This window comes from Nocardia otitidiscaviarum NBRC 14405, from assembly GCF_000308635.1.
Taxonomy (GTDB): Bacteria; Actinomycetota; Actinomycetes; order Mycobacteriales; family Mycobacteriaceae; genus Nocardia; species Nocardia otitidiscaviarum.
In genome coordinates this window covers 16928-40440 of the sequence record NZ_BAGD01000019.1, presented here as the reverse complement: position 1 = coordinate 40440, position 23513 = coordinate 16928, and the positions used below count along the sequence as shown (strand labels likewise).

Sequence of the window (23513 nt, the reverse complement as noted above, 5' to 3'; positions counted from 1 at the left end):
CCCCGGCGGCGGGCGTACCCCACCTGCCCGCCGCCGGGCGTTCCCTCCCATCCCCGGGAAGATCACGATTGTGCACCCGTTCGGCAACGGCAGTATGTTTGCCCGCGCTAAGTACGGGTAATCCAATATGCGTGGACCGAGGGCTCAGGAATTCTCATCCGCCCCGGTACCGCAAATTGCTCCCGGACGATTGGGTCGAACGTCTGATCGTTGGAATGCTCTTCGCGGTATCGGCGGTAGGCATATTCGTACTGACCGGCGCATTGGTACCCGCGCTGGCGGTCGGTGTATTGGTGGCGGCGGTCGCCGTCGGCGTGGTGGAGATGCTGTGACCACCCCGATGCCGTTCCGACGTGGTTTTGGCTGGAATCACGGGTGGATTCCAGCCAAAAGCGGGCCGGAGGCGGCGTCTACTTGCGGCGAAAGAGCTTGTTGCCCAGCCAGACCAGTGGATCGTACTTGTGGTCCACCACCCGCTCCTTCAGCGGGATCAAAGCGTTGTCCGTGATCTTGATGTGCTCCGGGCACACCTCGGTGCAGCACTTGGTGATATTGCAGTAACCGAGCCCGGCCTCGTCCTGGGCGAGTTCCCGGCGATCCGCCACGTCCAGCGGATGCATTTCCAGTTCGGCGATGCGCATCAGATACCGCGGGCCGGCGAAGGAGACCTTGTTCTCCTCGTGATCGCGCACCACGTGGCAGGTGTTCTGGCAGAGGAAGCATTCGATGCACTTGCGGAATTCCTGCGACCGCTCCACATCCTGCTGCCGCATCCGATACTCACCCGGTTTCAGATCCGCGGGCGGCGTGAAGGACGGGATTTCGCGCGCCTTCGTGTAGTTGTACGACACATCGGTGACCAGGTCCCGGATCACGGGGAAGGTGCGCATGGGCGTCACCGTCACCACCTCGTCCTGGGTGAACGTCGACATGCGGGTCATGCACAGCAGCCGCGGCCGCCCGTTCACCTCGGCCGAGCAGGAACCGCACTTGCCCGCCTTGCAGTTCCACCGCACCGCCAGATCGGGAGCCTGGGTGGCCTGCAGGCGGTGGATGATGTCGAGCACCACCTCGCCCTCGTTCACCTCCACGGTGAAATCCTGCAGTTCACCGCCCTCGGTGTCGCCGCGCCAGACCTTGAATTTCGCCTCGTACCCCATGGCTAGGCATCCCCTTTCCCGGACGCGGGATGAGCCGCGAGTTCGGTTGGGCTGTAGTACTTCTCGAGTTCCTGCAGGTCGAACAGCGCGAGCAGGTCGGCGCGCATGGGCGGCTGTTCCTCCGGCGTCACCGTCACCGACGGCACCGTGAAGCCCACCTCGTCCGGATCGACCCGGCACACCAGCAGCTTGTTGCGCCACACCGGATCCATGCCGGGGTGATCGTCGCGGGTGTGCCCGCCCCGGCTCTCGGTGCGCAGCAGCGCCGCCTGCGCCACACATTCGCTGACCAGCAACATATTTCGCAGATCGATGGCCAGGTGCCAGCCCGGATTGAACTGCCGGTGCCCCTCCACGGTCACGTCGTCGAAGCGGTCCCGCAGTTCGGAGAGCTTCTCGACGGCCTGCTTCAGCTCATGCTCCTTGCGGATGATGCCGACCAGATCGTTCATGGTCTGCTGCATATCGGTGTGCAGCGTGTACGGGTTCTCCCCCGGCCCGGTGGTCGGCGGATCGAACGGCTGCAGTGCGGCTTTCGCGGCCGCGGCGATATCGGCGTCCGCGATGGCGGGACGCTCGCTCAGCCCCTCCACGTAGGTGGCCGCGCCCAGGCCCGCGCGGCGACCGAAGACCAGCAGATCCGACAGCGAGTTGCCGCCGAGCCGGTTGGAGCCGTGCATCCCGCCGGAACACTCACCGGCCGCGAACAATCCGGGGACGGTCGCCGCGCCGGTATCCGGATTCACCTCGATGCCGCCCATGACGTAGTGGCAGGTCGGCCCGACCTCCATCGGCTCCTTCGTGATGTCCACATCCGCCAGCTCCTTGAACTGGTGGTGCATGGACGGCAGCCGCTTCACGATCTCGGCGGCGGGCAGGCGCGAGGCGATATCCAGGTACACACCGCCGTGCGGGGTACCCCGGCCCGCCTTCACCTCCTCGTTGATGGCGCGCGCCACCTCGTCACGCGGCAGCAGATCCGGTGTGCGCCGGGCGGAGTCGTTGTCCTTCAGCCACTGGTCGGCCTCCTCCTCCGACTCCGCGTACTGCCCCTTGAACACCGAGGGGATGTACTCGAACATGAACCGCTTGCCCTCGGAGTTCTTGAGCACGCCGCCGTCACCGCGCACGCCCTCGGTGACGAGGATGCCCTTCACACTGGGCGGCCAGACCATGCCGGTCGGATGGAACTGCAGGAACTCCATATTGATGAGCGTGGCCCCGGCGCGCAGCGCGAGCGCGTGGCCGTCGCCGGTGTACTCCCAGGAGTTCGAGGTCACCTTGTACGACTTGCCGATACCGCCGGTGGCCAGCACCACCGCCGGGGTTTCGAAGAGGATGAACCGGCCCGACTCGCGCCAGTAGCCGAACGCGCCGGAGATGCGGTCGCCGTCCTTGAGCAGTTCGGTGACCGTGCACTCCTGGAAGATCTTGATACGCGCCTCGTAGTCGCCGGTCTCCGCGAAATCCTCCTGTTGCAGCGAGACGATCTTCTGCTGCATGGTGCGGATGAGCTCGAGCCCGGTGCGGTCGCCGACGTGCGCGAGCCGGGGGTAGGTGTGCCCACCGAAGTTGCGTTGCGAGATCCGGCCGTCCTTGGTGCGGTCGAACAGCGCGCCGTAGGTCTCCAGTTCCCACACCCGGTCCGGGGCCTCCTGCGCGTGCAGTTCGGCCATCCGCCAGTTGTTGAGGAACTTGCCGCCGCGCATGGTGTCCTTGAAATGGGTCTGCCAACTGTCCTTCTCATTGGCATTGCCCATGGCGGCGGCGCATCCGCCCTCGGCCATGACGGTGTGCGCCTTGCCGAACAGCGATTTGCACACCACCGCCACCGAGAGTCCGTGTTCGCGCGCCTCGATGACCGCGCGCAGTCCGGCGCCACCGGCACCGATCACGACGACGTCGTATTTGTGCCGTTCGACTTCAGGCATAGGACCGAATACTCCTGACGATGGGGATGATCAGTTGATGAACCGGAGGTCGCTGATGGTCCCGCTCGCGACCAACATGACGTAGAAATCGGTCAGCATCAGCGTGCCGAGCGTGATCCAGGCGAACTGCATGTGCCGGGTGTTGAGCCGGGAGACCTGGGTCCACAGCCGGTACCGCACCGGATTGCTGGAGAAGTTCTTGAGCCGTCCGCCGGTGGCGTGGCGGCAGGAGTGGCACGACAGTGTGTACGCCCACAGCATCACCACATTGACCAGCAGGACCAGATTGCCCAGACCCAGCCCGAAGCTGCCATCGGAGTTCGTCAGCGCGTAGAGCGCGTCATAGGTGTTGATGAGGGTCACCACCAGCGCCGCGTAGAAGAAGTAGCGGTGCGAGTTCTGGATGATGAGCGGCAGCCGGGTCTCGCCGGTGTACTTGGCGTGCGGTTCGGCGACGGCGCAGGCGGGCGGCGACAGCCACACCGACCGGTAATAGGCCTTGCGGTAGTAGTAGCAGGTGAGCCGGAAGCCCAGCAGCAGCGGCAGCACCAGGAAGCCGAGCGGAATCCACATCGGCAGCTCGCCCACCGGCGTCCCGAAGTGCGCGGAGCCCGCGACACAGGAATCGCTCACGCACGGTGAGTAGAACGGTGTCAGATAGCGGTACTCGTCGACCCAGTACGCCTCGCGCACAAACGACCTGATGGTCGCGTAGACGACGAATGTGCCCAGGCCGAGCACCGTGATCAGTGGCGGTAGCCACCAACGGTCGGTGCGGAGGGTGCGGCTCGCAATAGCTGCACGGCTCTTGCTGAATACTCCGGTGGCGCCCGACTCCGGGGCGCTCGTCGGTGCGGCGCTCACTGCTGGATGCCTCGCTGCTCTACCCCGTGGAACGTCATCGTTACCTCCGGCATCGAATGTGATGCCCAGCACCTTACGACAGGTGCGCTATCACTCGAGCACTGTCCCGGGAATTCGGACCCGCCCGCAAACCCGTGATTTGCGCCACATTTCCCCGGCGAGTCGGGGGTGAGCTGCGGCGGTGAACAGACCGCAACCCTCACGAACCAGGCACGAGCCCAGTGAGATTCACCGAATCGTGCACTGAAACAAAACTTGATTCTGGAAATTCGGTCCACTGGGCGTCACACGGCAGCAACAAGTCTGTGATGCCCTGTCCTGCGAGATCGACATCCGGGGGAAGGAGCCGGACCATGAGGAGAGCCGCCATCGTCATGCCCATGCGCACACCGGTCGGCCTGCCCGGCGGAGCGCTGGGCGCCGTGGCTCCGCACCGCCTGATCGCGACGGCGCTGTCCGCGGTCCTGGGCCGCTCCGGCATCGAACCCGAGCGCATCGAGCACCTGGTCACCGCCATCCCCACTCCCGAACCCGCCCGCCTGGCCGCCGACCTGGCTGGAATCCCGCCCGCCATCGGACATTTCCCGATCGGCGCGGGACCGGGCGGTGGGCTGCACGCCCTCATCACCGCCGCCATGATGGTGCAGACCGGCACTGCCGACGTGGTCCTCGCAGTCGGGGCGGAGTATCCCCGAACGGGGACCGTTCCCGGCGGGTCGGATCCGGGACAACCCCCGGCGTACCCGGCGGGCTTCGTGCGTCGCGGCAACGGCGAATCCGGTGTGCCGCCACGGATCTCCGTGCGGTCCGGCGCTGACGGTCCGTCGGCGGCTCGGGCCGAGGGCGCGGCCCGGGCGGCCCTGGAGCGGGTCGAGCGTCTCGCGGCGCATTACGGGTTCACCCGGGTGCAGGCCGACGAGGTGGCGGCGGCGAGCCATCGGCGGGCGGCGAAGGCACGCCGCCAGGGCGTGTTCGGGACCGAGACCGCGCCGGTGGTGGTGTGCGCCGATCCCGACGACATGAATTCGGACGTGGTCCAGTTGATGGACCGGGACGAGGGGTTGCGCGACGACGTGTCGCCACGTGCCTTCTCCACTCTGCTGCCGCTGCTGCCCGGCGGGATCACCACCACCGCCAACAGCAGTGCCCGCACCTTCGCCGCTGCCGCCTGTCTGGTGGTGGCCGAGGAGCGGCTGGCCGATCTCGACCTGGAACCCCTGGGCTATCTGGTCGGCTGGGTGAACGCCGCCGTGGATCCGGCCGATCCGCTTCCCGCTTCCGCCGCGGCCGCCGCGAAGGTGCTGTCCCGCAACGGTTTCGAACTCGGCGATCTGGACCTGGTCGAGGCGGACGAATCCGATGCCGTCGAAATCCTGGCTCTCGAACACCTGTGGGGCGACTGGGATCCCGAGGACACCCGCCTCAATGTCCACGGCGGCGCCATCGCCCTCGGTGATCCGGGCGGCGCGGCTGGACTGCGCATGGTCACCACCCTGCTCCACGAGCTGTCCCGCCGCCAGGGCGGCCGTGGTCTTGCCGTAACCGCTTCCGGCACTTCGCAATCCCTGGCCGTGCTGTTCGAAACCCCGCACTCCCGTCCCATCGCACCCACCCCGCGTGGCGCGCGCTTCCACGGTTCCCGCTCCCGCCGCTCCGGCCGCCACCGCGCCTGACCGGCCCCGCACCCCCGTTGACCCCGGTGTCGCGGTGCCCCATGATGTGGGGGCTGACCGGCGCGGTGTCGCGCGACTACCGTGCTGTTGACACCGGCCGGAAGGCCATGCGGCGCAACAAGATCGTGTGCCGTTCAGCTTGGGAACACGGAGGCTTTGCCGTGCGTCGAACCGCTCGTCTCATCATGATCGGGGCGGTGTCGGTCGCCGCCCTCACCACCGCGACCGCTCCCGCGTCTGCGGATATCACCGGCTCGGCCAGTGGTTCGGCCTCCGGCTCGGCCACCGGCAGCGCCGATCTGGCGACGGTGATCAGCCAGCTGTTCATCACCATGTCCGCCAATACCGCCCCGAACTGCGCCTACGGCAACATCTTCTGCTTCGTGCGTTGATCGGCCGTTCACGCTGTCCGGCGTGGCGCACGAATGCGGCGGCCGTGCGCCGTGTTCGCGGTGGCGTGGTCGGCCGGTTCGTACCGCCCCGCGTAAGCGGTCCCGCACCCCGCTGCGGTGCGGGACCGCGCACGGCCCCGGGGATCGCACCCGCGCCTGGCGGGTGCGGAGGTCGATCCCCCTACTTGGTGCGGGGACGGGAGTGGAAGCCCAGCCCCTCGTCCTGCGCGCCCATCCAGGCGGCCTCGTCGGACTTGGAGTCCGGGACGTAGATGACGTCCTGGTCGCGGCGGGCGGCGACCTCGGGCGGCGGTGCCTGCTCGAAGTCGTCGGCGTCGATGGCGAGCCGCTCGAGGTCGTTCTCCAGGCGGCGGACCGGGCCCGCGTCCCCATAGTGCGAGCGCAGTGCGGTCACGCACTGCCGGAGCTGGCCGACCGCGTAGCGGAGTTCCGCAATCTCGCTGCGTGTCATCGAAACCTCCTCGAGCCGTGTGACAGACCACACATCGTGATCTACAACACAGTACGGCATGGATCGGGATATGGCTCGTCCGAGCGATGTAAGCGCAGGTCAGCCGGGTGGCTGACCGTCGACCCCACCCACGATAGCCTGAAATTTGCCCGTTCGGCAGGGGGTGGTGAGCGCATCCCGCGCTATCCCGCGACCGCGAATTCCGGACCCAGTTCCGGCCCGCGACCGCGCAGTGCGGCCAGCGCCCGGTCGACGAGGGCGACGATGGCCGCGGCCACCTCCTCGGCCCGTTCCAGGATCACGCTGTGCCCGGCCCCGTCGATGCGGACCAGCTCGCTGTCGTCGAGTTGGGAGGCGAGTACGACCGAGTGGGCGAAGGGGATGACGATATCCGCCGATCCCGCGAGCACCAGGGTGGGAATCGCGCCCAGCCGGTGCAGGGTGGCGGTCTCGTCGAAGCGGATCAGCGAGTCCAGGAAGGCCGACATGGTCAGCAGCGGCGTCTCGTTGAGGATGGTGGTCGCCACCGCGAGCACCCGCGGGCTGACCTGGCGGGTGCCCAGCGCCGCCTCCCGCATGATCGGCTCGAAGAAGCGGCGACTCAGATGCTTCGACGCCTGCATGAACCGCGGTGCGCGGCGCACGGCCAGGTTCAGCGAGCTGACGGCCGGACCGGAGAGGAAGCGCCCGAGCCCCACCCGGGTGACCCCGTTGGCGGCCCCGGCGATCAGGCCGACGCCCGCCACCCGGCTGCCGATGGTCTCCGGGTACAGCCGCGCGTAGGCGAGCGTCACCATTGCCCCCATCGAATGTCCCACCAGCACGACGGGCCCGGTGGGCACCACCGTGCGCAGCACCGCGTCCAGATCCTGGGCGAGTTGGTCGACGGTGTAGGTGCGCGGATCGGCCACCCCGGAATCCCCGTGCCCGCGATGGTCGTAGAACACCATGCGGATATCCGCGCCCCAGTGTCGCTGCAGATGTTCGCGCAGGAAGGTCCAGGATTCGGTGCGCAGGCAGTGCCCGTGGACGAACACCACCGTGACGGGCGCGGCGGCCGGACCGAAGTCGCGCACCGCGATGGGGGTGCCGTCGGCGGTCGTGACGGTGGTGTGGTGGCCGTCGAAATCGGCGGCGCGGCGGCTGAGCAGGGACATGACGCCTCCTCGAAGAGATCGCCTTTAGCCCGGTTGTCGATAGTCATTGCCGCGGCGTTAGCCGCCCACACCTGGCGTTATGCACAAGTTGCCTAACTGACGCCGCCGATCGATCCGAGCCGATCGGCGAATCTTCGAATATCTGGCCAACGGCCTAGAACCCGCTGGAAAACACTGCCAAGGTGAACACGTTGGGTATTCTAGATAAATCTAGCGATGTCGCTAGAAATGTGTAGATAATGCTGACGACCATGCTGCGCACAAAAATCTGCCCCTATCTAGCGCGATGGCTAGATAGGGGCAGATTGGTCTGAGCACCGAGGCACCCAGACCCTTTCCGGTCCGGCGTCCGGAGTATCAGGTCGACGCGGAGGCGCGCGTCGACGGCAGGAACGGCCGCAGCAGATTCGGTTCCGTGGACGGTCCCATCTGCCAATCCGAGATCCACGGCCCGGTGCCCTCGCTCGGGTCCAGCGCCCCCGCTTCGAGCCAGCGGTACCGGCCGTCCAGCAGCCCGCGCGCGATCTCGGTGTCGGCGTCGTCGGTGTTGTCCCACAGCGCGTCGAACAGGCGCTGCACCCGCAGTCGCGACTGACGGCAGAACACATCGGCCAGTTCCTGTGCCGCCGCGCCCTCGGGCCCGCCCTTCAGCACCTCGGCCTGCGCCCGCACGCACGACGCCGCCATGGCGAACAGCTCCGCGCCGATATCCACGATGCGTCCCAGGAAGCCCTGCTTGTACTCGAGCTTGGCCTGCCACCGCGCCATGCCGTACATGAGCGCCCGCGCCTGCTTGCGCGACATCCGTTCCACGAAGCGCATATGCCGTGCCAGCGGCCCGAATTCGCCGAAGCTGGCGGGTACCGTGCCCGAACCGACGGCCAGCTGCGGGAACCACTTGGCGTAGAAGCCGCTCGCCCCCACCGCCGCCTTGGCCTTGTCCTTCAACTCGGCATTGCGGTCGACCAGCGCTCCGGCCGCGGCCATGTGCGCGTCGGCCATCTCGCGGGCGATGAGCAGGCGCATGATCTCGCTGGAGCCCTCGAAGATGCGGTTGATGCGCAGATCCCGCACCAGCTGCTCGGCGGCCACCGCCCGTTCACCGCGCGCCCGCAGCGAGGCCGACGACTCGTAGCCGCGTCCGCCGCGAATCTGCACCAGTTCGTCGGCGATGGCGCAGCTCATCTCCGAGGCCCAGAGTTTGGCCAGGGCCGCCTCGATGCGGATGTCGTTGCGGTCCTCGTCGCACATGGTGGCCGAGAGGTCCAGCACCGCTTCCAGCGCGAAGGTGGTGGCGGTGATGAAGGACAGCTTCTGGCCGACCGCGGCGTGCTCGCCGACCGGCCGCCCCCACTGCACGCGGGTCGCCGACCACTCCCGTCCGATCTTGGTAGCCCATTTGGCGGCGGCGGTACACATGGCCGGAATGGCGAGTCGGCCCGCATTGAGGGTGGTGAGCGCGATCTTCAGCCCGTCCCCCTCGCGCCCGACCAGATTCCGCTTGGGCACCCGCACCTCGTGCAGCCGCGTGACACCGTTCTCGATACCGCGCAGCCCCATGAACGAATTGCGGCGCTCCACGGTGATGCCCGGGCTGTCGGCCTCCACGATGAAGGCCGAGATCCCGCCCCGATGCCCGTCGCTGCGGGGCACGCGCGCCATGACCACCAGCAGTTCCGCGACCACGCCATTGGTGGTCCACAGCTTCACGCCGTTGAGCTCGTAGGCTTCCCCGTCCGCGGTTGGCGTGGCGGTGGAGGCCATGCGCGCCGGATCGGAGCCGACATCGGGTTCGGTGAGCAGGAACGCCGATACGGCCCCTTTGGCGCAGCGCGGCAGGAACTCCCGCTTCTGATCGTCCGTGCCCGCGAGCTTGAGCGGTTCCGGTACGCCGATGGACTGGTGCGCCGAGAGCAGCACACCCAGGCTGGGGTGGGCGGAGCCGACCAGCATGAGCGCCTTGTTGTAGCCGACCTGCGAAAGCCCCTGTCCGCCGTACTCTTCGGGGATCTTGAGGCCGAAGCAGCCGAGCGCCGCCAGTCCTTCCACGTATTCGGTGGGGATGCGGCCCTCGGCCTCGATCCGGTCGCCGTCGATGGTTTCGCAGAAGGCCCGCAGCCGGGTCAGGTACGCCTCGTACTTCGCCGTGTCCTCGGCGCTGGGCCGCGGGTAGGGATGGATCAGGTCCAGCCGGAAGCGCCCCAGAAACATCTCTTTGGCGAAAGAGGGTTTGGCCCAGGTGGTTTCGCGGGATTCCTCGACGAGTTGTCGGGCTTGCTCCTCGGTGGCGTCGACTTTGGCGGCAGTCGCCATGATGTCCTCCCTCGGACGTGATCGGAATCACATTCGAGTGTAGGAGTGTTTGTTACCCGCCGGTAGATCCGTTGTCAGTCTGAAATATGCTGCGGTTCAATGATCTTGAATGGACGGGCAATTACTCGGCTAACACATTCAGGTCGTACTTCATGAACACATCGGCGCGGTCGTAAGGGCTCGGCGGCAGCTCCTCCGGTGGCACGTGCACGAACCCCATCGACTCGTACAGGTGCACCGCATTGACGAGCTTCCGATTGCTCGCCAGAACCAGGGTGGTCGCACCGAGTTCGCGGGCCGCGTCCATGGCCGCCGCGAGGACGACCCGTCCGATTCCCTGCCCCCGATACCGCGGCGACACCGCCATTTTCGAGATCTCGTAGACCCCGTGGCCCTCCGGCACCACCGCACCGCAGCCCACGATCTCGTCACCGACGCGGGCGATCAGCACCCGGCCGCCCTTGGCGACGATCTCTCGTTCCGGATTGTCGAGCAGGGCCGAATCGGCGGGTTCGAGGGTGAAGTAGGCGTGAATCCACTCCTCGTTGAGTTCCTTGAACGCCCGAGCGTGGGCGGGCGTGCTCATGGTTTCGATAGTCGGTTGCTGCACCTGATCAGCATGCCCGGCCTGGAACAATAAGGTCCAATACTTGATAGCTGCGATTGATACGCTCGTCTTATGATTGACGGTGTGGAGCTGCGGCACCTGCGGTATTTCCTGGCGGTCGCCGACGAACTGCACTTCGGACGGGCCGCCGCCCGGCTGCACATCGCCCAGCCCGCGCTGACCCAGCAGATTCGGCGGCTCGAAACCCTGCTCGGCACCAAGCTGTTCGACCGCACCTCGCGCAGCGTCGCGCTCACCGACGCCGGTGCGGTGCTGCGCGAGCGGGCCGCCGCCATTCTCGGGCACGCCGCCCGGGACCTGGACGAGGTGAGCCGGGTGGGGCGCGGCAGCCAGGGGCGGCTGTACCTCGGTTTCGTTCCCTCGGTGCTGCCGCTGGAGCCGTTGCGCGGAGTGCGTCGCTTTCGCGAGCTGTACCCGCTGGTCCGGGTGGATCTGGTGGAGGGTTACACCTCGCGCATGATGGAGCAGCTCGGCCACGGCGCGCTCGATACGGTCATCGTGCGCGATCCCGACGAACTGCCGAATGTCCGGACCGCGCCGCTGATCACCGAGCCCTATGTCGCGGTGCTGCCCGCCGACCATCCCGACGCCGGGCGTGCGGCCATCACCGGCGCCGAACTCGCCGACCATCCACTGGTCTTCTTCCCCAGGGCCGCGGGACGGCTGGCGCACGAGAAGAATCTCGCGCCGCTGCTGCGCTCGGGACGGCAGCCGCAGGTGGTCCAGGAGGGCAATACCTGGACGACCATCATGTATCTGGTGGCCGAAGGGCTGGGGGTCACCATCGCGCCGCGCAGCGCGACCTTCACCGCGCCCGCCTCCGTCCGAATCCTCCCGCTCGCCGAAACCGATGCGGAGACCACCGTCTACGTCGCCCATCGCCGCGATGACGACCGCGCGCTGATCCACAATTTCCTCGCGCTGCTGCCGAATCACGGGAATACGGGCAAACTTCCGGCATAGCCTCCGGTCCTACGGCACGCCGCGCAGATATCGGCCGAAATGCGGAACCGTGAATCCGATGGAACCGCGCTCCGCCGAATAGATGAGACCTTTCTTGATCAAACCGTCGCGGGCCGGTGACAGCGACGCGGGTTTGCGTTCCAGATGTTTGGCCACCGCGGCGGTCGGCACCGGGCCCTCGTCACCGGCGAGATCGGCCATGGCGCGCATGTACTCCCGCTCGGCCGGGGTGGCGCGCTCGTACCGGGAACCGAAGAATCCCACCGCCAACTCCTCCTCGGCGTGCGGTGCGGCCACCTCGACATCCTCGGCGGTGATGGGGCTCTGGGCGGCCACGTCCCAGGTCGCCTTCCCGTACGCCTGCACGAAATACGGGTAGCCGTCGGCCTTCCGGTAGAGCGTGTCGAGGGCCTGTTCGGTGTACTTCACGTTCTCCCGCTCGGCCGGCGCGATCAGCGCCTGATCGGCGGAGTCGCGGTCGAGGCGGTCGATGCGGTGATAGGAGAACAAGCGCTCGGAGTACGACTTGGAGGCCGAGAGCACGGCGGGCAGGTGCGGCAAGCCCGCGCCGACCACGATCAAAGGCGCGGCGTCCTGGCTCAATTCGTGGCACGCACCGCAGATGGCGGAGACGTCGGCCGGGCCGAGATCCTGCATCTCGTCGATGAACACGGCGATGCCGACCCCGCGGTCGCGCACCAGCTGCGCCGCCTCCAGCAGTAGTTCCACCAGGTCGATCTCGATATCGCCGGAATCGGCGCGGCCGGTGACGGCGGGGACGTCGATACCCGGATTCCAGCGCTCCCGCATGCCCTTGTCGGCGGTGGCACGCAGGGCGAAAGCCTTGAGAATGCCGAGGAAGTCGTCCATCTGCTCGGGATTGCGATGCGTGGCCGCGATCGAGCGCACCGCCATGTGCAGTGCCGACGACAGCGGTCGCCGCAACCCCTGATCGGGCCGCGCCTCCAGCTTGCCGGTACCCCAGCCGCGCGCCCGTGCCGCCGAGCGCAGCTGATTCAACAGCACCGTCTTGCCGACGCCGCGCAGCCCGGTGAGCATGACGCTGCGTTCGGGGCGGCCGCGTGCCACCCGCTCCAGCACGACATCGAAGGCGTCGAGCTGACGGCCACGGCCCGCGAGTTCGGGCGGACGCTGGCCCGCTCCGGGGGCGTACGGGTTGCGCACGGGATCCATGCCGCCCAACCGTAGCGTGAAATCGGCGGAGTATCGGGGTATCTACGGAGTCCCCTAGAGACGGCTATCGATTGGCATATCGGCCGCCCGGGTACCGCACGTCTCTACGCTTATGTCTGATTCGCGAAGTAGCCCAGCGCAGGGAGGGACCATGTCGGAGGAAGCTGCACCTGTTCCCACCGTCGCGGAGGTGGTCGAATCGTGGAACGTGCCCGAAGAGGCGCCCGTGGCGGCCCGTATCCGCAACAACATCCTGGTGGCCATCGAGCGCGGATACGACGATCCGCAACTGGTCGCCGACCTCGCGGTGGGTCCGCTGGTCATGGCGCTGGGAAAGCTCGAGGTGGAGTTGGCCGACGCCCGGCGGCGGATCGAGCACCTGGAGCGCACGGTGACTCCGGGCGAGTGAGGCGCTCGCCGTCCGGTTTCCGTTTCGGTAACGGGGGTAACGCCTCCCGTGACCCGGTTGTGACTCGGCGTGTGTGCGTTGAATCGTCCGCTCAGCGGGCGCTTTTGCGCCACGCCGCAACACACCCGCGTGTGGGGTGGACAACATCGGCCCCGAGCCGTAATCTTCTCGTGACTTAGCGGAGTCTGTCGCTTCATCGGAGAGGCGGCCCGCGACGTTACCGCCTAATCGGAAGTCGGGAGAAGGTGCCGACACCGAACCGGGGACCCAGAGTTCGTGGGGTGAATCCTCATCGGCCACAAGGCCGCCGAGGTAGGGCCGATCTTCCCGGCCCGAACCCGTCAGCTAACTCGGTCGGCGGTCAGAGCAAGGAAGATCGGAGATGTAGCTCGGTGGGTAAGCACAGCTTGCAACGGGAATCTCGGTTGCCGAATTCCGTGAAAGGCGCTCTAGTCATGGGCGCGTTCGCCACGGGTGCGTTCCCGGCGATCAACGCCAACGCGGCTCCGATCGAGATCCCCGGAATCGGTACCTTCGACACTCCGCTGTCGGAACAGGATGCCTCGGCGGTCAATACACAGGTTCAGGCATTCACCTCCGGGGTGCTCAACCCGGAGACCAACCACTTCGGTGGTGGCCTGGGTGTCGGTGGCGGCGCGCAGCTGCCCGGCATCGCCCCGCCGCAATTCGACCTCCCCGGCTTCGGTCAGCAGCAGGGCCCCGGCAATATCGCCCTGGAGGCCGCCAGGACCAAGGTCGGCGCCCAGTACTCCTGGGGCGCGTCCGGCCCGTACAGCTTCGACTGCTCCGGTCTGGTGCAGTGGGCGTACAAGCAGGCCGGAATCGACCTGCCCCGCACCAGCTTCGAGCAGTCCCACGTCGGCGCTCCGATCGCCTTCGAGAACCTGGCTCCCGGCGATATCGTCATCACCAACGGCGGCGGCCACGTCGGCATCTACGCCGGTGACGGCAAGCTGCTGAACGCGGTTCAGTCCGGCACCCCGGTCTCCTACACCCAGCTGAGCGAGGATCAGGTCGTCACCGCACGCCGTATCGTCTAGGACGTGGCGTCCGACCGAACCAGTGCACCGGCTCAGGCCCGCGTCGATTCGTGGATCTGGGCCGTTCGCCTTTTCAAGACCCGCTCGGCGGCGGCGACGGCCTGCCGCGGCGGACATGTGCGCGTCAACGGCACGGCGGTGAAGCCCGCCCACCAGATCAAGCCCGGTGACGAGATCCGTGTCCGGGTGGGCGGTCTGGAGCGCATCGTGATCGTCGAGCGCGTCATCACCAAACGCGTCGGCGCACCGATCGCCGCCCAGTGCATGATCGACCGCAGTCCACCCCCGCCCGACCCGCAGCTCGCCGCCCTCATGCCGCGCCGTGACCGTGGCTCCGGTCGTCCCACCAAGCGCGAGCGCCGCGAGACCGATCGACTGCTCCGCCTGCCCGGAACGTCGGAGCGCGACTGAGCCGACGCCCGTGCCCGTGGACCGGTGGGTCACGTCGGCCCGCTGGCCGACGGTCAGCCGCCGCACGGACGAGCATGCCGGTGTTTCAAGGCAGGGCGGCGATCTTCAGCGGGATGGCGATGTTCTCGTCCGCGTAGTGCACGGCGCACACCCGGTGGTAGCCGTCGGCGATCTGGAGCGGCACGCCGGTGCGGAAGTCGCCGCGCACCAGCAGGATCGGCGAGAGCGCCTTTCCGGTCACGATCTTCTCCAGGTCCCGCCGCACGTACGGATTCATGGCGGGCGCGAGGTCGAGCCGGGCCGCCCGCAGAATGTCCTTGGCCTTCTTGTGTACGACCGGTGCGGCCCGCAGCTCCCGCACCACCGTCTCGATCACGTCCGGTTCGGCCAGCAGTTCCAGGAAATCGGCTGCCGCCGGATAGTCGTGCTCCTCCGGCTCCTTCTTCCACTTCACCTCGACCACGGGCTGCGCCATGCGGTCATCATCCCCGCGTGCCCTACGCGTGGTCGTCCGACACGCGGTGGTCGGCATCCTCCCAATCGACCCGAACCACCCGCCGATACCCGTGGGCGGCGGCCAGCCGATCCAATTCCCCCCGCGCCCCGTCCGCCACGGCCACCAGCACCGTGAAGTCGGGAGCATCGGCGGCCGTCAGCTCCAGCACATTCGCGGCCGCCCCGGTCCGCCCCGCCCCGGTGTGCACCACCCCGCGAATCGGCGGCCCACACTCCCGCAGATCGTGCAGTACCTGCGCGAGGTCGTCGCGGTCCGCGATATCGCAGCGCACCAGCACGATTCGATCCTCCCACCCGTCCAACGGCGGCGGCAGCGCGCGCGGCTCCCGCGTCAACAGCACCACATCGCTCGCCCCCGCCGCCAACAGCCAGCACACCGCCCGCACCCCCGCCGCCCCGAGCCCCCCGGTCACCACATACGTACTCTCCGACCGCACCTCGGCATCGCACACCGGACCATCCACCACACCGGGCCTGTCGCAGTCCCCCCACCGGACCGGGTGATACGAAGAGCCTTCCCCTGCCGCACCCGCCCCGCTACCGACGACCCGTCGCTCGTCACCTGGCGCGGAGGGGTTCGGACGCAGCCGGTTGCCCGGCGTTGTGGTCGGCTGGGTTCGCGTATCGGCGAATGGCTCGCCATCCGGAGTGGTGGCCGGGGTCCGTGGTGCGGCAGTGCATGAGCCTCGCCGGTCGTCCGATGTGGTGGAGACGGCGTGCGGACCGGTGTCGTGGGTGGTGGGCGGATGTGGCGTGGGGTGGGGGTGTCGCCAGTGGCGGGGTGGGGGTGGGGCGGTGAAGGGGCCGAGGGCGGTCCAGTCGAGGGGGCGGCCTTCCAGGTGCAGGTGGGCGAGGGCGCGCAGGAAGGCGGCGGGTTCGTCGGCGCGGGCGGCGACCGGGTGGGTGGAGTCGCGGAAAGCGGCGTGTTCGCGGACGGTGGGGGTCAGCGTGGGGTGCGGTGCGATCTCGAGGATCGTCGACATGCCCGCGGCCGCGGCCTGTTCCAGGGCGGCGGTGAGGTTGACGGGGCCGCGGGCGTGCTCGCCCCAGTAGTCGGCGTCCATCTCGGCGGACAGCGCGGCACCGGCGCGGGTGGTCGAATAGAGCGCGACGGTGGGCACCCGGGGCGTTATTCCGGCGAGTTCGTCGACCAGCTGCGGGGCCAGTTCCCGGCTGCGCGGGCTCGGCACCGCCGGATGCCAGACGCCGTTGTGGTCGGTCAGGCGCTGCGCGGATATGGTGCGGCGGTGGGCGCGGCGCACCAGTGCGTCGATATAGCGCGCCTCCCCGGATACGGTGACCGACCGGGGACTGTCGATGGCCGCCACCGCGACGGCGGCCCGCATGGGTTCCACCAGCCGCATGGCCTCGACGGCGGTGGCCTCCAGGACGGCCGTGGCGGCATAGTCGGCCCGCGCGGCCATCCGACTGTGCGCCACCACCACACGCGCCGCGTCCGCGAGCGACAGCGCTCCGCCGACGGCGGCCGCCGCCATCTCGCCCGTGCCGTAGCCGACCACCGCATCGGGCCGAACTCCCCACCGGGCCAGCAGTTCCGCCATGGCCACCTGATAGACGAAGGTCGCCGCCTGCGCGAATTCTCCGCCGCCCGTGCCGTTTCCGAAACCGAACCGCGGCGTCCACACCCGCGGCCCGCCCGCCGCCACCACGGCGTCGGTGGCCGTCATGAGCGCCCGCGCGAACACGGGATACCGGGCCGCCATGCCGCGCCCCATACCCGGATACGGTTCGCGCGCACCGGAACACAGAAGCAGTAACCCCCCACCGGCCCCTACCGTGGTCGGCCCGAATACCTCGATTACCGTCGCCGGGGTCGCCTCCGTCCGACAACCCGGCCCGGTCCGGCACTCGCCCTGCGGTGCGTGCCTGAACGCCTGGATGCACTCGTCGGGACGGGGGTGCGGCACGTGTGCGGGCTGCCGAGCAGGCCGATGGTGCCCGGCCGGTTGTGGAGGAGCCGATTGCCGGGGCTGCCCCGCCGATCCGGGGAAACCAGTCCGTTCACCGGGTCCGGGCTGCCCGGTCCGCAAGGGATATCCGACCTGTCCGCCGCGCTCCTGCTGACCGTGCGCCGCCTGCTCGGTCCGCGCTGCCTGTCGGACCCGCTCGGCCTGCCCGATTCGTTCCGCCTGTCGGGCGCGTTCCGCCGCCGAGACCGGCTGCCGGGTCGCCGCGATCCGGTGGGCGAGCGAGCGCAATTGCGCGGCGGCATCATCGGTGTCCCGCCCGAGGATCGCCGCCCGCACCGGTCCCGGCAGCAATCGCCCGGTGGCGGCGGCGAATTCCCGCAGCGAGCGGTGTGTACCGAGCTGTTCCGCCCAGTACAGCGCCGTCTCGTGCACCTCCAGGGCATCACGGCCACTCAGTGCGATCAACACCGGCGGTTCGTCGCCGCGGTCCGACCGCGCCAACCGATCGTTGTGCGCATGCGCGCTGTTCGGATCGAGCGGAATACGCGCCTCACCCGCGCCGTCGGAGAATCCGGCGATGCCGGCGATCTCGGCGTGCATCCGAATGCCGCCGAGCGTGGCGTCGGCCACCCGCTGCACGACGACGACGGTGAATTCGCCGCCATTCCGTTGGGTTTCGTCGTGTGTACGCGAAATATCCAGTGCCAGCGGTAGACCCATGCCGCCAGCGATGACGAAGGGCACAGCCGGGTCGGCCAGCAGCCGTGCCGCGGTATCCACGGCGGCGGCGGCCGAAGAGGGTTCGCTGTCCAATATCAGGCTGGGGCCGCGCAACCCGAGTGCCCGCGACAGTCGATTGGCGAGATTGTCCGTGCCGCGCGGTCCGCATTCCGCCGCCCCGAACACCACCGCCGCGTTCGATCCCCGCGCCGCGTAACCCAGACCGGAGTCGTCCAATGCCGCGACGGCCAACTCGAGCCCGGCCAACTGCCACGCAGCCAACCTCGCGGCATCCGCTGCGGTCAACCCGAACCACGTGTAATCGAACCGGGCAGGAGAACCGCATTCCAGCGCCGCGTGGCCGATGTCCCCTCCCGCATGGCCGGGTTCCAGTGCCGAATGGCCGGGTTCCGCTGTCGGGCCGCTGGGTTCCGTTGTCGCGTTGCTGGGTTCCGTTGTCGGGCTGCTGGGTTCCACTGGCTGGCGACCGAGTTCCAGTGCCGGGCGGCCAAGTCCAACCGCCGGTACACCGACCACGGCTGTCGGGCTGCCGCCTCTCAACTGCGCGTCTCCGCAGTCCGCCCAGCTCACCGAGCCGCGGGCGAGGCCAACCACGCAGACCGCCGGAAGGGTCGCGGACGCTGGTCGATCCGGTACCGGCGCTGGGTGATCCGGCGCACCACCCCCATTCATGGCGCGCCGCGCCGTGGTCGTGCGGGTCCGGCGCGCCCGGAGTTGTGTAGGGCTGACTCGCGCATGGCTGTGTCGCGCACGGCTGACTCGTGTACCGCCGAGCCGTGCACGGCTGACTCGTGCATGGCTGTGTCGTGTTCGGCTGTGTCGCGCACGGCTGCGTCGTGTACCGCCGAGTCGTGCTCGGCTGACTCGCACACGGCCGAGTCGTATGCGGTTGTGTCGCGTTCGGCCCTGTCGCGCACGGCCGAGTCGTGTACAGCTGTGTCGCGCACGGCTGTGCCGCGTGCGTGCCGGTGCCGCACGGTGGTTCCGGCCGATGCTGTCGTACTCTCCCGCACAGGAATTCCCTCCCGCGTCCGGCGGTCCCGGCCGCCGAGGTACCTCCGCGATTATGCCGAGCACACACCTCGCTCCGAAAGTCCCGTCGGCGTGCCGACCCGACCGGTCGGCACTAAATGTCCCTCGCGCAGCGAGCCTTCCCCGCCGAAGTCGGGATCGCATAGCCTGACGCGGTGAGCCTCGACGTCACCGCCGGTCGCCCGTCCACTCTCGGCACCCTGGCGCGCTGCTGCACCGCGCTCGCCGCCACCCCGGCGCGTCTGCTGCGGCCCCGCCGACCGGACGCCGACTTCCTGGCAGGACTCGAGGTGGCCGATCCGGCCACCCCGCGCGCCACGGTCACGCTGCGCGCGCTCATCCAGGGTCGGATGGCGGCCCCGGAGATCATCGTGGCGGAGGGGGTGCGCAGCCTGCGCGAGCTGCCCATGGCCATGGGCGCGTTCCTGATCGAGCATCCGCGCGCCAGATTCCTGGTCGATCCCGCCCTGTGCGCGAATGTGCACGAGCGCGTCATTCCCGGTCTGCCGTTCCCGGTGCCGCTGCTGGTCGCCCCGGAGAAGCCGGTGCTCGGCCTGCGCGACGCCCTGGCCGCCCGCGATCTCTCCGGTGCCGATATCGATTTCGTGCTGGCCACCCACCTGCACTGGGATCACGTGTCGGGTCTGCTGGAACTGCCCGACTCGGTCGAATTACGGCTGCCCGCCGTCGAATACGACTGGGCCATGCACGGCGAGCACGCCCCGATCGGCGTGGTGCGCGCACCCCTGCGCGACCGCGCCGTCGGCGGCCTGGAACTGGACGGCCCCCCGGTGCTGACCTTCCCGCGCAGCCACGACCTGTTCGGCGACGGCGCGGTCGTCCTGGTCGACCTCGCGGGCCACACCCCGGGCAGTGTCGGCGTCCTGCTGGCCGTGGCCGACGGCACCCGCGTCCTGCTCGCGGGCGACGCCGTGTGGAATCGGGTGCAGGTGCGCCTGATTCGCGAGAAGGCCCCCATGCCCGGCCAACTCTTCGATGCCGACCGCGACGCCGCCTTCCGCACCATCCAACGCCTACACGCCCTCCCCGACGGCATCGAGATCATCGCCTCCCACGACTACGACGCCTGCACCGCCCGCGTGTGACAGCTCAGGCGAGCATGTCGGCCAGGCGCGACTTGATGATCGACTCCGCCTCGGTGACCATGCGCGACACCAGTTCCGCGCAGGTCGGGATGTCATTGATCAGACCCTGCACCTGACCGGCCGACCAGATGCCCGCGTCCAGGTCGCCCTCTTCGAAGACGCGCCGTCCGCGCGCACCGGCGACGAGATCGCGCACATCCTCGAACTTGCCGCCGGACTTCTCGATCTCGACGACCTTGCGGCTGATCTCGTTGTTCGCCACGCGCGCGGTGTTGTGCATGGTGCGGAAGATGAGCTGGGTGTCGCGCTCGCTGTGCGCCACGATCTGCTCCTTCACCGTCTGGTGAATGGCCGACTCCTGGGTGCACATGAAGCGGGTGCCCATATTCACGCCGTCCGCGCCCAGCGCCAGCGCGGCCACCAGGCCACGGGCGTCGGCGATACCGCCGGAGGCGATGACCGGAATGTCCAGCACCTGGGTGGCGGCCGGGATCAGGATCAGGCCGGGCACATCGTCCTCACCCGGGTGACCGGCGCATTCGAAGCCGTCGATGCTCACGCCGTCGACGCCGATCTTCTGCGCCTTGAGGGCGTGCCGCACGCTGGTGCACTTGTGCAGCACCTTGATTCCGGCTTCCTTGTAGTAGGGCAGGAAGGGTTCCGGGTTGCTGCCCGCGGTCTCGACGATCTTCACGCCGGACTCGATGATGGCCTTCACGTAGTCCTGGTACGGCGGCGGGTTGATGGACGGCAGGATGGTGACGTTGACGCCGAAGGGCTTGTCGGTCAGCGACCGCGCCTTCTCGATCTCGGCCAGCAGATCGTCCGGGGTGGGCTGGGTGAGCGCGGTGATGATGCCGAGACCACCGGCTTCCGACACCGCGGCGGCGAGTTCGGCGCGGCCGACCCACATCATGCCGCCCTGCACGATCGGGTGCTCGACCCCGAACTCCTCGGTGAACCTGGTACGCAGCGTCACGCTGTCCTCCTAGCCTCTCGCGGGTCGCACGCACGCCCGGACTGGCCCGATAGTCGCATAGTTGCATATGGGTGGACAACCCTCATGTGAGCGATCGTTTGCACTCTGCAACAGCAATCTGCGGCCAGGCTGTGGATAAGCGATCAGCCCGATATGGCCTGTTCGAGCGAAAACTATGACCCTGAGCTGGTAAATGATCGAATGAGAAAATTTCGGCAGAACCTTCTCTGTAACCCTTGTCACGCCAAAAAGTTAGTTGCTATTCTCTCGACTGTTCACTCCCCGTGTGAGAGGAAGCAGCATGACCGCCGGTAACCAGCCGCTCGACGAGCCCCTTCGGTCGCGGCGCAACCACTGGGTCAACCAGATCGCGACCCATGCGGCCATGCGGCCCGACCGGGTGGCATTCCGTTTCCAGGGCGTGGACACCACGTGGCGGCAGTTGCACGAGCGTTCGGAGAAGTTCGCCGACGCGCTCGCCCGTCGAGGGGTCGGGTTCGGCGATCGCGTGCTCATCCTGGCGCTCAACTACACCGAGTACATCGAGGCCGTGATGGGTATCAACGCCCTCGGGGCCATCGCGGTGCCGGTGAACTTCCGCCTCACCCCGCCCGAAGTGGCCTACATCGTGGGCGATTCCGGCGCGAAGGCCATCGTCACCGACGCGCCGCTGCAACCGCTCGCCACCGCCATGGTCGGCCAGGCGCCCGCGCTGGAGACCTGCGTGGTCATCAACGGGCGGACCGGCGACGGCGTGATCGGCTACGACGACTTCATCGCCGAGCCGGGCGAACCGCATGCGCCGCTGGACATTCCGGAAGACACGCCCTGCCTCATCATGTACACCTCGGGCACCACCGGCAGCCCCAAGGGTGCGGTGCTCACCCACGCGAACATGACCGCTCAGGGGCTCACCTGCATCCGGGCCATGGAGATCACCGAGGACTCCATCGGCTTCTGCACCTCCCCGCTGTTCCACATCGCCGGCCTGGGATCGCTGACCCCGTATTTCCTGTTGGGCGGCAAGACGATCCTGCACCCGCTGGGCGCCTTCGACGCCGGTCAGTGGCTCGACGCCGTGGAGGCCGAGCAGGCCACCACCGCCTTCTGCGTCCCCGCCCAGTGGCAGATGATCTGCGAGGATCCGACGATCGAGCAGCGCAAGCTCGCGCTGCGCTCGCTGTGCTGGGGCGCGGCCCCGGCCTCCGACACGGTGCTGCGGGCCATGGCGGACCGCTTCCCGGAGGCGTTCAACGTGGCGGTGTTCGGCCAGACCGAGATGTCACCCATCACCTGCGTGCTGGAGGGCAGGGACGCGCTGCGCAAACTCGGATCGGTCGGCAAGCCCATCCCCACCATCCAGGCCCGCGTGGTCGACGACGAGATGAACGATGTGGCTCCCGGCGAGGTCGGTGAGATCGTCTATCGCGGACCGACTCTCATGCAGGGCTACTGGAACAAGCCCGAAGCCACCGCGGAGGCGTTCGCGGGCGGCTGGTTCCACTCCGGCGACCTGGTGAAGCAGGACGAGGAGGGCTTCGTCTGGGTGGTGGACCGCAAGAAGGACATGATCATCTCCGGCGGTGAGAACATCTACTGCGCGGAGGTGGAGAACGTGCTGTTCGCCCACCCCAAGGTCCGCGAGGCGGCGGTGATCGGCCGCCCGCACGAGAAGTGGGGCGAGGTGCCGGTGGCGGTGGTCGCGCTGCTGCCGGACACCGACCTGACCCTGGCGGAGCTCGAGCCCTTCCTCAACGAGAACCTGGCCCGCTACAAGCATCCCAAGGATCTGGTGATCGTGCCGGAGCTGCCCCGCAACGCCAGCGGCAAGGTCGTCAAAGTCGCACTGCGCAAGGACTTCTCAGGTACCGATCACTCGGGTAGCTGAGTGCCGCCGCGGCGCGCTGTACCGCCATTCCGGCGCGCCGCGGCCCCTGCATGGCGCACCATGGGGTCATGATGCTCGAACCTGAGCGCACCGCGGTGCTCGCTCTGCATTGGCAGGTGAATGTGATTCGGCCCGAAGGGTTCTTCGGTCCGATGCTGGCGGAACCGGTCGCGGAGAGCGGGGTGGTGGACCGGGCGGTCGAGTTCCACGGTGCGGTCGCCGCGGCGGGACTTCCGGTCGTGTTCACCCGCTTCACCATTCCGGTCGGCGAGGGCGCGTTGGTGCGCAATACCGGATTCATGCGTTCGGTCGCCGCCGCGCAGACCGAGTTCCGCCCGAATTCACCGGGGACACAGATCATCCCGGAGATGTCCGAGCAGGCGCGCCAGGGTGCGGTCTTCGACAATCAGAAGCTCTCCGGCCTGGCGGGCAGTGCCCTGCCGGACTGGCTCGCCGCCCGCGGCGTCGACACCCTGCTCGTCACCGGCGTCGCCACCAACCTCACGGTCGAGCAGACCGCCAGGCACGGCACGGATCTCGGCTTCTACGTGCATCCCGTGGCCGACTGCGTCACCGCCGCGACGGCCGAGGCCCACGCCGCCTCGCTGTCCGATCTCGAATTGACCACGGCCGGTTGTCTTCCCAGCGAGCAGGTGCTCGAGAACCTGCACGCCACCCGCCGCTGAGCCGCG

Annotated in this window: 20 protein-coding genes and 1 riboswitch; of the genes, 9 read left to right on the top strand and 11 right to left on the bottom strand. The window is 68.3% G+C overall.

Annotated features, from left to right (window positions below):
* Positions 1–410: 410 nt before the first annotated feature.
* From ON31_RS00230 to sdhC, 3 genes are read right to left on the bottom strand one after another with little or no spacing between them, the layout of a single operon-like run.
* Entirely contained in the window at positions 411–1160 is a 750-nt protein-coding gene (locus tag ON31_RS00230; protein WP_029932395.1) for a succinate dehydrogenase/fumarate reductase iron-sulfur subunit, read from the bottom strand.
* Between the two features lie 2 nt (positions 1161–1162).
* Positions 1163–3091: a fumarate reductase/succinate dehydrogenase flavoprotein subunit gene (locus ON31_RS00225; RefSeq protein WP_039807977.1), complete on the bottom strand. Its 1929-nt coding sequence runs from the start codon at positions 3089–3091 to the stop codon at positions 1163–1165.
* 30 nt (positions 3092–3121) lie between these two features.
* Complete coding sequence (gene sdhC / locus ON31_RS00220) at positions 3122–3955, bottom strand: succinate dehydrogenase subunit SdhC (protein WP_039807974.1); 834 nt, start codon at positions 3953–3955, stop codon at positions 3122–3124.
* 353 nt (positions 3956–4308) lie between these two features.
* Here sdhC and ON31_RS00215 point away from each other — a divergent pair, with 353 nt between their 5' ends.
* Both ON31_RS00215 and ON31_RS00210 read left to right on the top strand, forming a co-directional pair.
* A complete protein-coding gene (locus ON31_RS00215) occupies positions 4309–5628 on the top strand; it encodes a thiolase family protein (RefSeq protein ID WP_051036564.1) in 1320 nt (439 codons plus the stop codon).
* Positions 5629–5789: 161 nt separating this feature from the next.
* Positions 5790–6020 (top strand): hypothetical protein, encoded by a 231-nt coding sequence (locus ON31_RS00210; protein ID WP_147287015.1) that lies wholly within the window; start codon positions 5790–5792, stop codon positions 6018–6020.
* Between the two features lie 181 nt (positions 6021–6201).
* Here ON31_RS00210 and ON31_RS00205 read toward each other — a convergent pair whose 3' ends face one another.
* The 4 genes from ON31_RS00205 to ON31_RS00190 all read right to left on the bottom strand — a co-directional run bounded on the left by ON31_RS00205 (position 6202) and on the right by ON31_RS00190 (position 10572).
* The gene (locus ON31_RS00205; RefSeq protein ID WP_029932390.1) at positions 6202–6492 is read right to left on the bottom strand and encodes an Rv0250c family protein; all 291 of its coding nucleotides are present in this window, start codon (positions 6490–6492) and stop codon (positions 6202–6204) included.
* Between the two features lie 182 nt (positions 6493–6674).
* Positions 6675–7649 carry an alpha/beta fold hydrolase gene (locus ON31_RS00200; RefSeq protein WP_039807968.1) on the bottom strand — a complete coding sequence of 325 codons (975 nt, stop codon included), beginning with the start codon at positions 7647–7649 and terminating at the stop codon, positions 6675–6677.
* A 357-nt stretch (positions 7650–8006) separates the two neighbouring features.
* Positions 8007–9962, bottom strand: a complete 1956-nt coding sequence (locus ON31_RS00195) for an acyl-CoA dehydrogenase family protein (RefSeq protein ID WP_039807965.1) — start codon at positions 9960–9962, stop codon at positions 8007–8009.
* Positions 9963–10083: 121 nt separating this feature from the next.
* A complete protein-coding gene (locus ON31_RS00190; RefSeq protein ID WP_303621441.1) occupies positions 10084–10572 on the bottom strand; it encodes a GNAT family N-acetyltransferase in 489 nt (162 codons plus the stop codon).
* Between the two features lie 69 nt (positions 10573–10641).
* Here ON31_RS00190 and ON31_RS00185 point away from each other — a divergent pair, with 69 nt between their 5' ends.
* On the top strand, positions 10642–11553 hold the full coding sequence (locus tag ON31_RS00185; RefSeq protein WP_039807959.1) for a LysR family transcriptional regulator: 912 nt from the start codon (positions 10642–10644) through the stop codon (positions 11551–11553).
* Positions 11554–11562: 9 nt separating this feature from the next.
* On the opposite strand, the gene ON31_RS00180 is transcribed toward ON31_RS00185, so the two are convergent.
* Positions 11563–12747 (bottom strand): ATP-binding protein, encoded by a 1185-nt coding sequence (locus tag ON31_RS00180; RefSeq protein WP_039807956.1) that lies wholly within the window; start codon positions 12745–12747, stop codon positions 11563–11565.
* A gap of 151 nt (positions 12748–12898) precedes the next feature.
* On the opposite strand from ON31_RS00180, the gene ON31_RS00175 reads away from it, so the two are divergent.
* The 3 genes from ON31_RS00175 (at position 12899) to ON31_RS00165 (ending at position 14628) form a co-directional block, all read left to right on the top strand.
* The gene (locus tag ON31_RS00175) at positions 12899–13156 is read left to right on the top strand and encodes a hypothetical protein (RefSeq protein ID WP_029932384.1); all 258 of its coding nucleotides are present in this window, start codon (positions 12899–12901) and stop codon (positions 13154–13156) included.
* Positions 13157–13367: 211 nt separating this feature from the next.
* A riboswitch (cyclic di-AMP (ydaO/yuaA leader) is annotated at positions 13368–13532 on the top strand.
* 79 nt (positions 13533–13611) lie between these two features.
* Positions 13612–14217 (top strand): C40 family peptidase, encoded by a 606-nt coding sequence (locus tag ON31_RS00170; RefSeq protein ID WP_039807953.1) that lies wholly within the window; start codon positions 13612–13614, stop codon positions 14215–14217.
* 3 nt (positions 14218–14220) lie between these two features.
* Complete coding sequence (locus ON31_RS00165) at positions 14221–14628, top strand: RNA-binding S4 domain-containing protein (protein ID WP_039807951.1); 408 nt, start codon at positions 14221–14223, stop codon at positions 14626–14628.
* Positions 14629–14713: 85 nt separating this feature from the next.
* Here ON31_RS00165 and ON31_RS00160 read toward each other — a convergent pair whose 3' ends face one another.
* Both ON31_RS00160 and ON31_RS00155 read right to left on the bottom strand, forming a co-directional pair.
* Positions 14714–15091 carry a hypothetical protein gene (locus ON31_RS00160; RefSeq protein ID WP_039808334.1) on the bottom strand — a complete coding sequence of 126 codons (378 nt, stop codon included), beginning with the start codon at positions 15089–15091 and terminating at the stop codon, positions 14714–14716.
* A 34-nt stretch (positions 15092–15125) separates the two neighbouring features.
* Positions 15126–18488 (bottom strand): acyltransferase domain-containing protein, encoded by a 3363-nt coding sequence (locus ON31_RS00155; RefSeq protein ID WP_255221925.1) that lies wholly within the window; start codon positions 18486–18488, stop codon positions 15126–15128.
* A gap of 515 nt (positions 18489–19003) precedes the next feature.
* On the opposite strand from ON31_RS00155, the gene ON31_RS00150 reads away from it, so the two are divergent.
* On the top strand, positions 19004–19954 hold the full coding sequence (locus ON31_RS00150; RefSeq protein WP_172544783.1) for an MBL fold metallo-hydrolase: 951 nt from the start codon (positions 19004–19006) through the stop codon (positions 19952–19954).
* A gap of 4 nt (positions 19955–19958) precedes the next feature.
* Here ON31_RS00150 and ON31_RS00145 read toward each other — a convergent pair whose 3' ends face one another.
* Complete coding sequence (locus tag ON31_RS00145) at positions 19959–20927, bottom strand: NAD(P)H-dependent flavin oxidoreductase (protein ID WP_039808328.1); 969 nt, start codon at positions 20925–20927, stop codon at positions 19959–19961.
* Between the two features lie 307 nt (positions 20928–21234).
* Between ON31_RS00145 and fadD5 the strand changes: the two genes are divergently transcribed.
* Both fadD5 and ON31_RS00135 read left to right on the top strand, forming a co-directional pair.
* Entirely contained in the window at positions 21235–22821 is a 1587-nt protein-coding gene (gene fadD5 / locus ON31_RS00140; RefSeq protein WP_039807945.1) for a fatty-acid--CoA ligase FadD5, read from the top strand.
* A 68-nt stretch (positions 22822–22889) separates the two neighbouring features.
* Positions 22890–23507 (top strand): cysteine hydrolase family protein, encoded by a 618-nt coding sequence (locus ON31_RS00135; RefSeq protein ID WP_039808327.1) that lies wholly within the window; start codon positions 22890–22892, stop codon positions 23505–23507.
* Positions 23508–23513 lie beyond the last annotated feature (6 nt).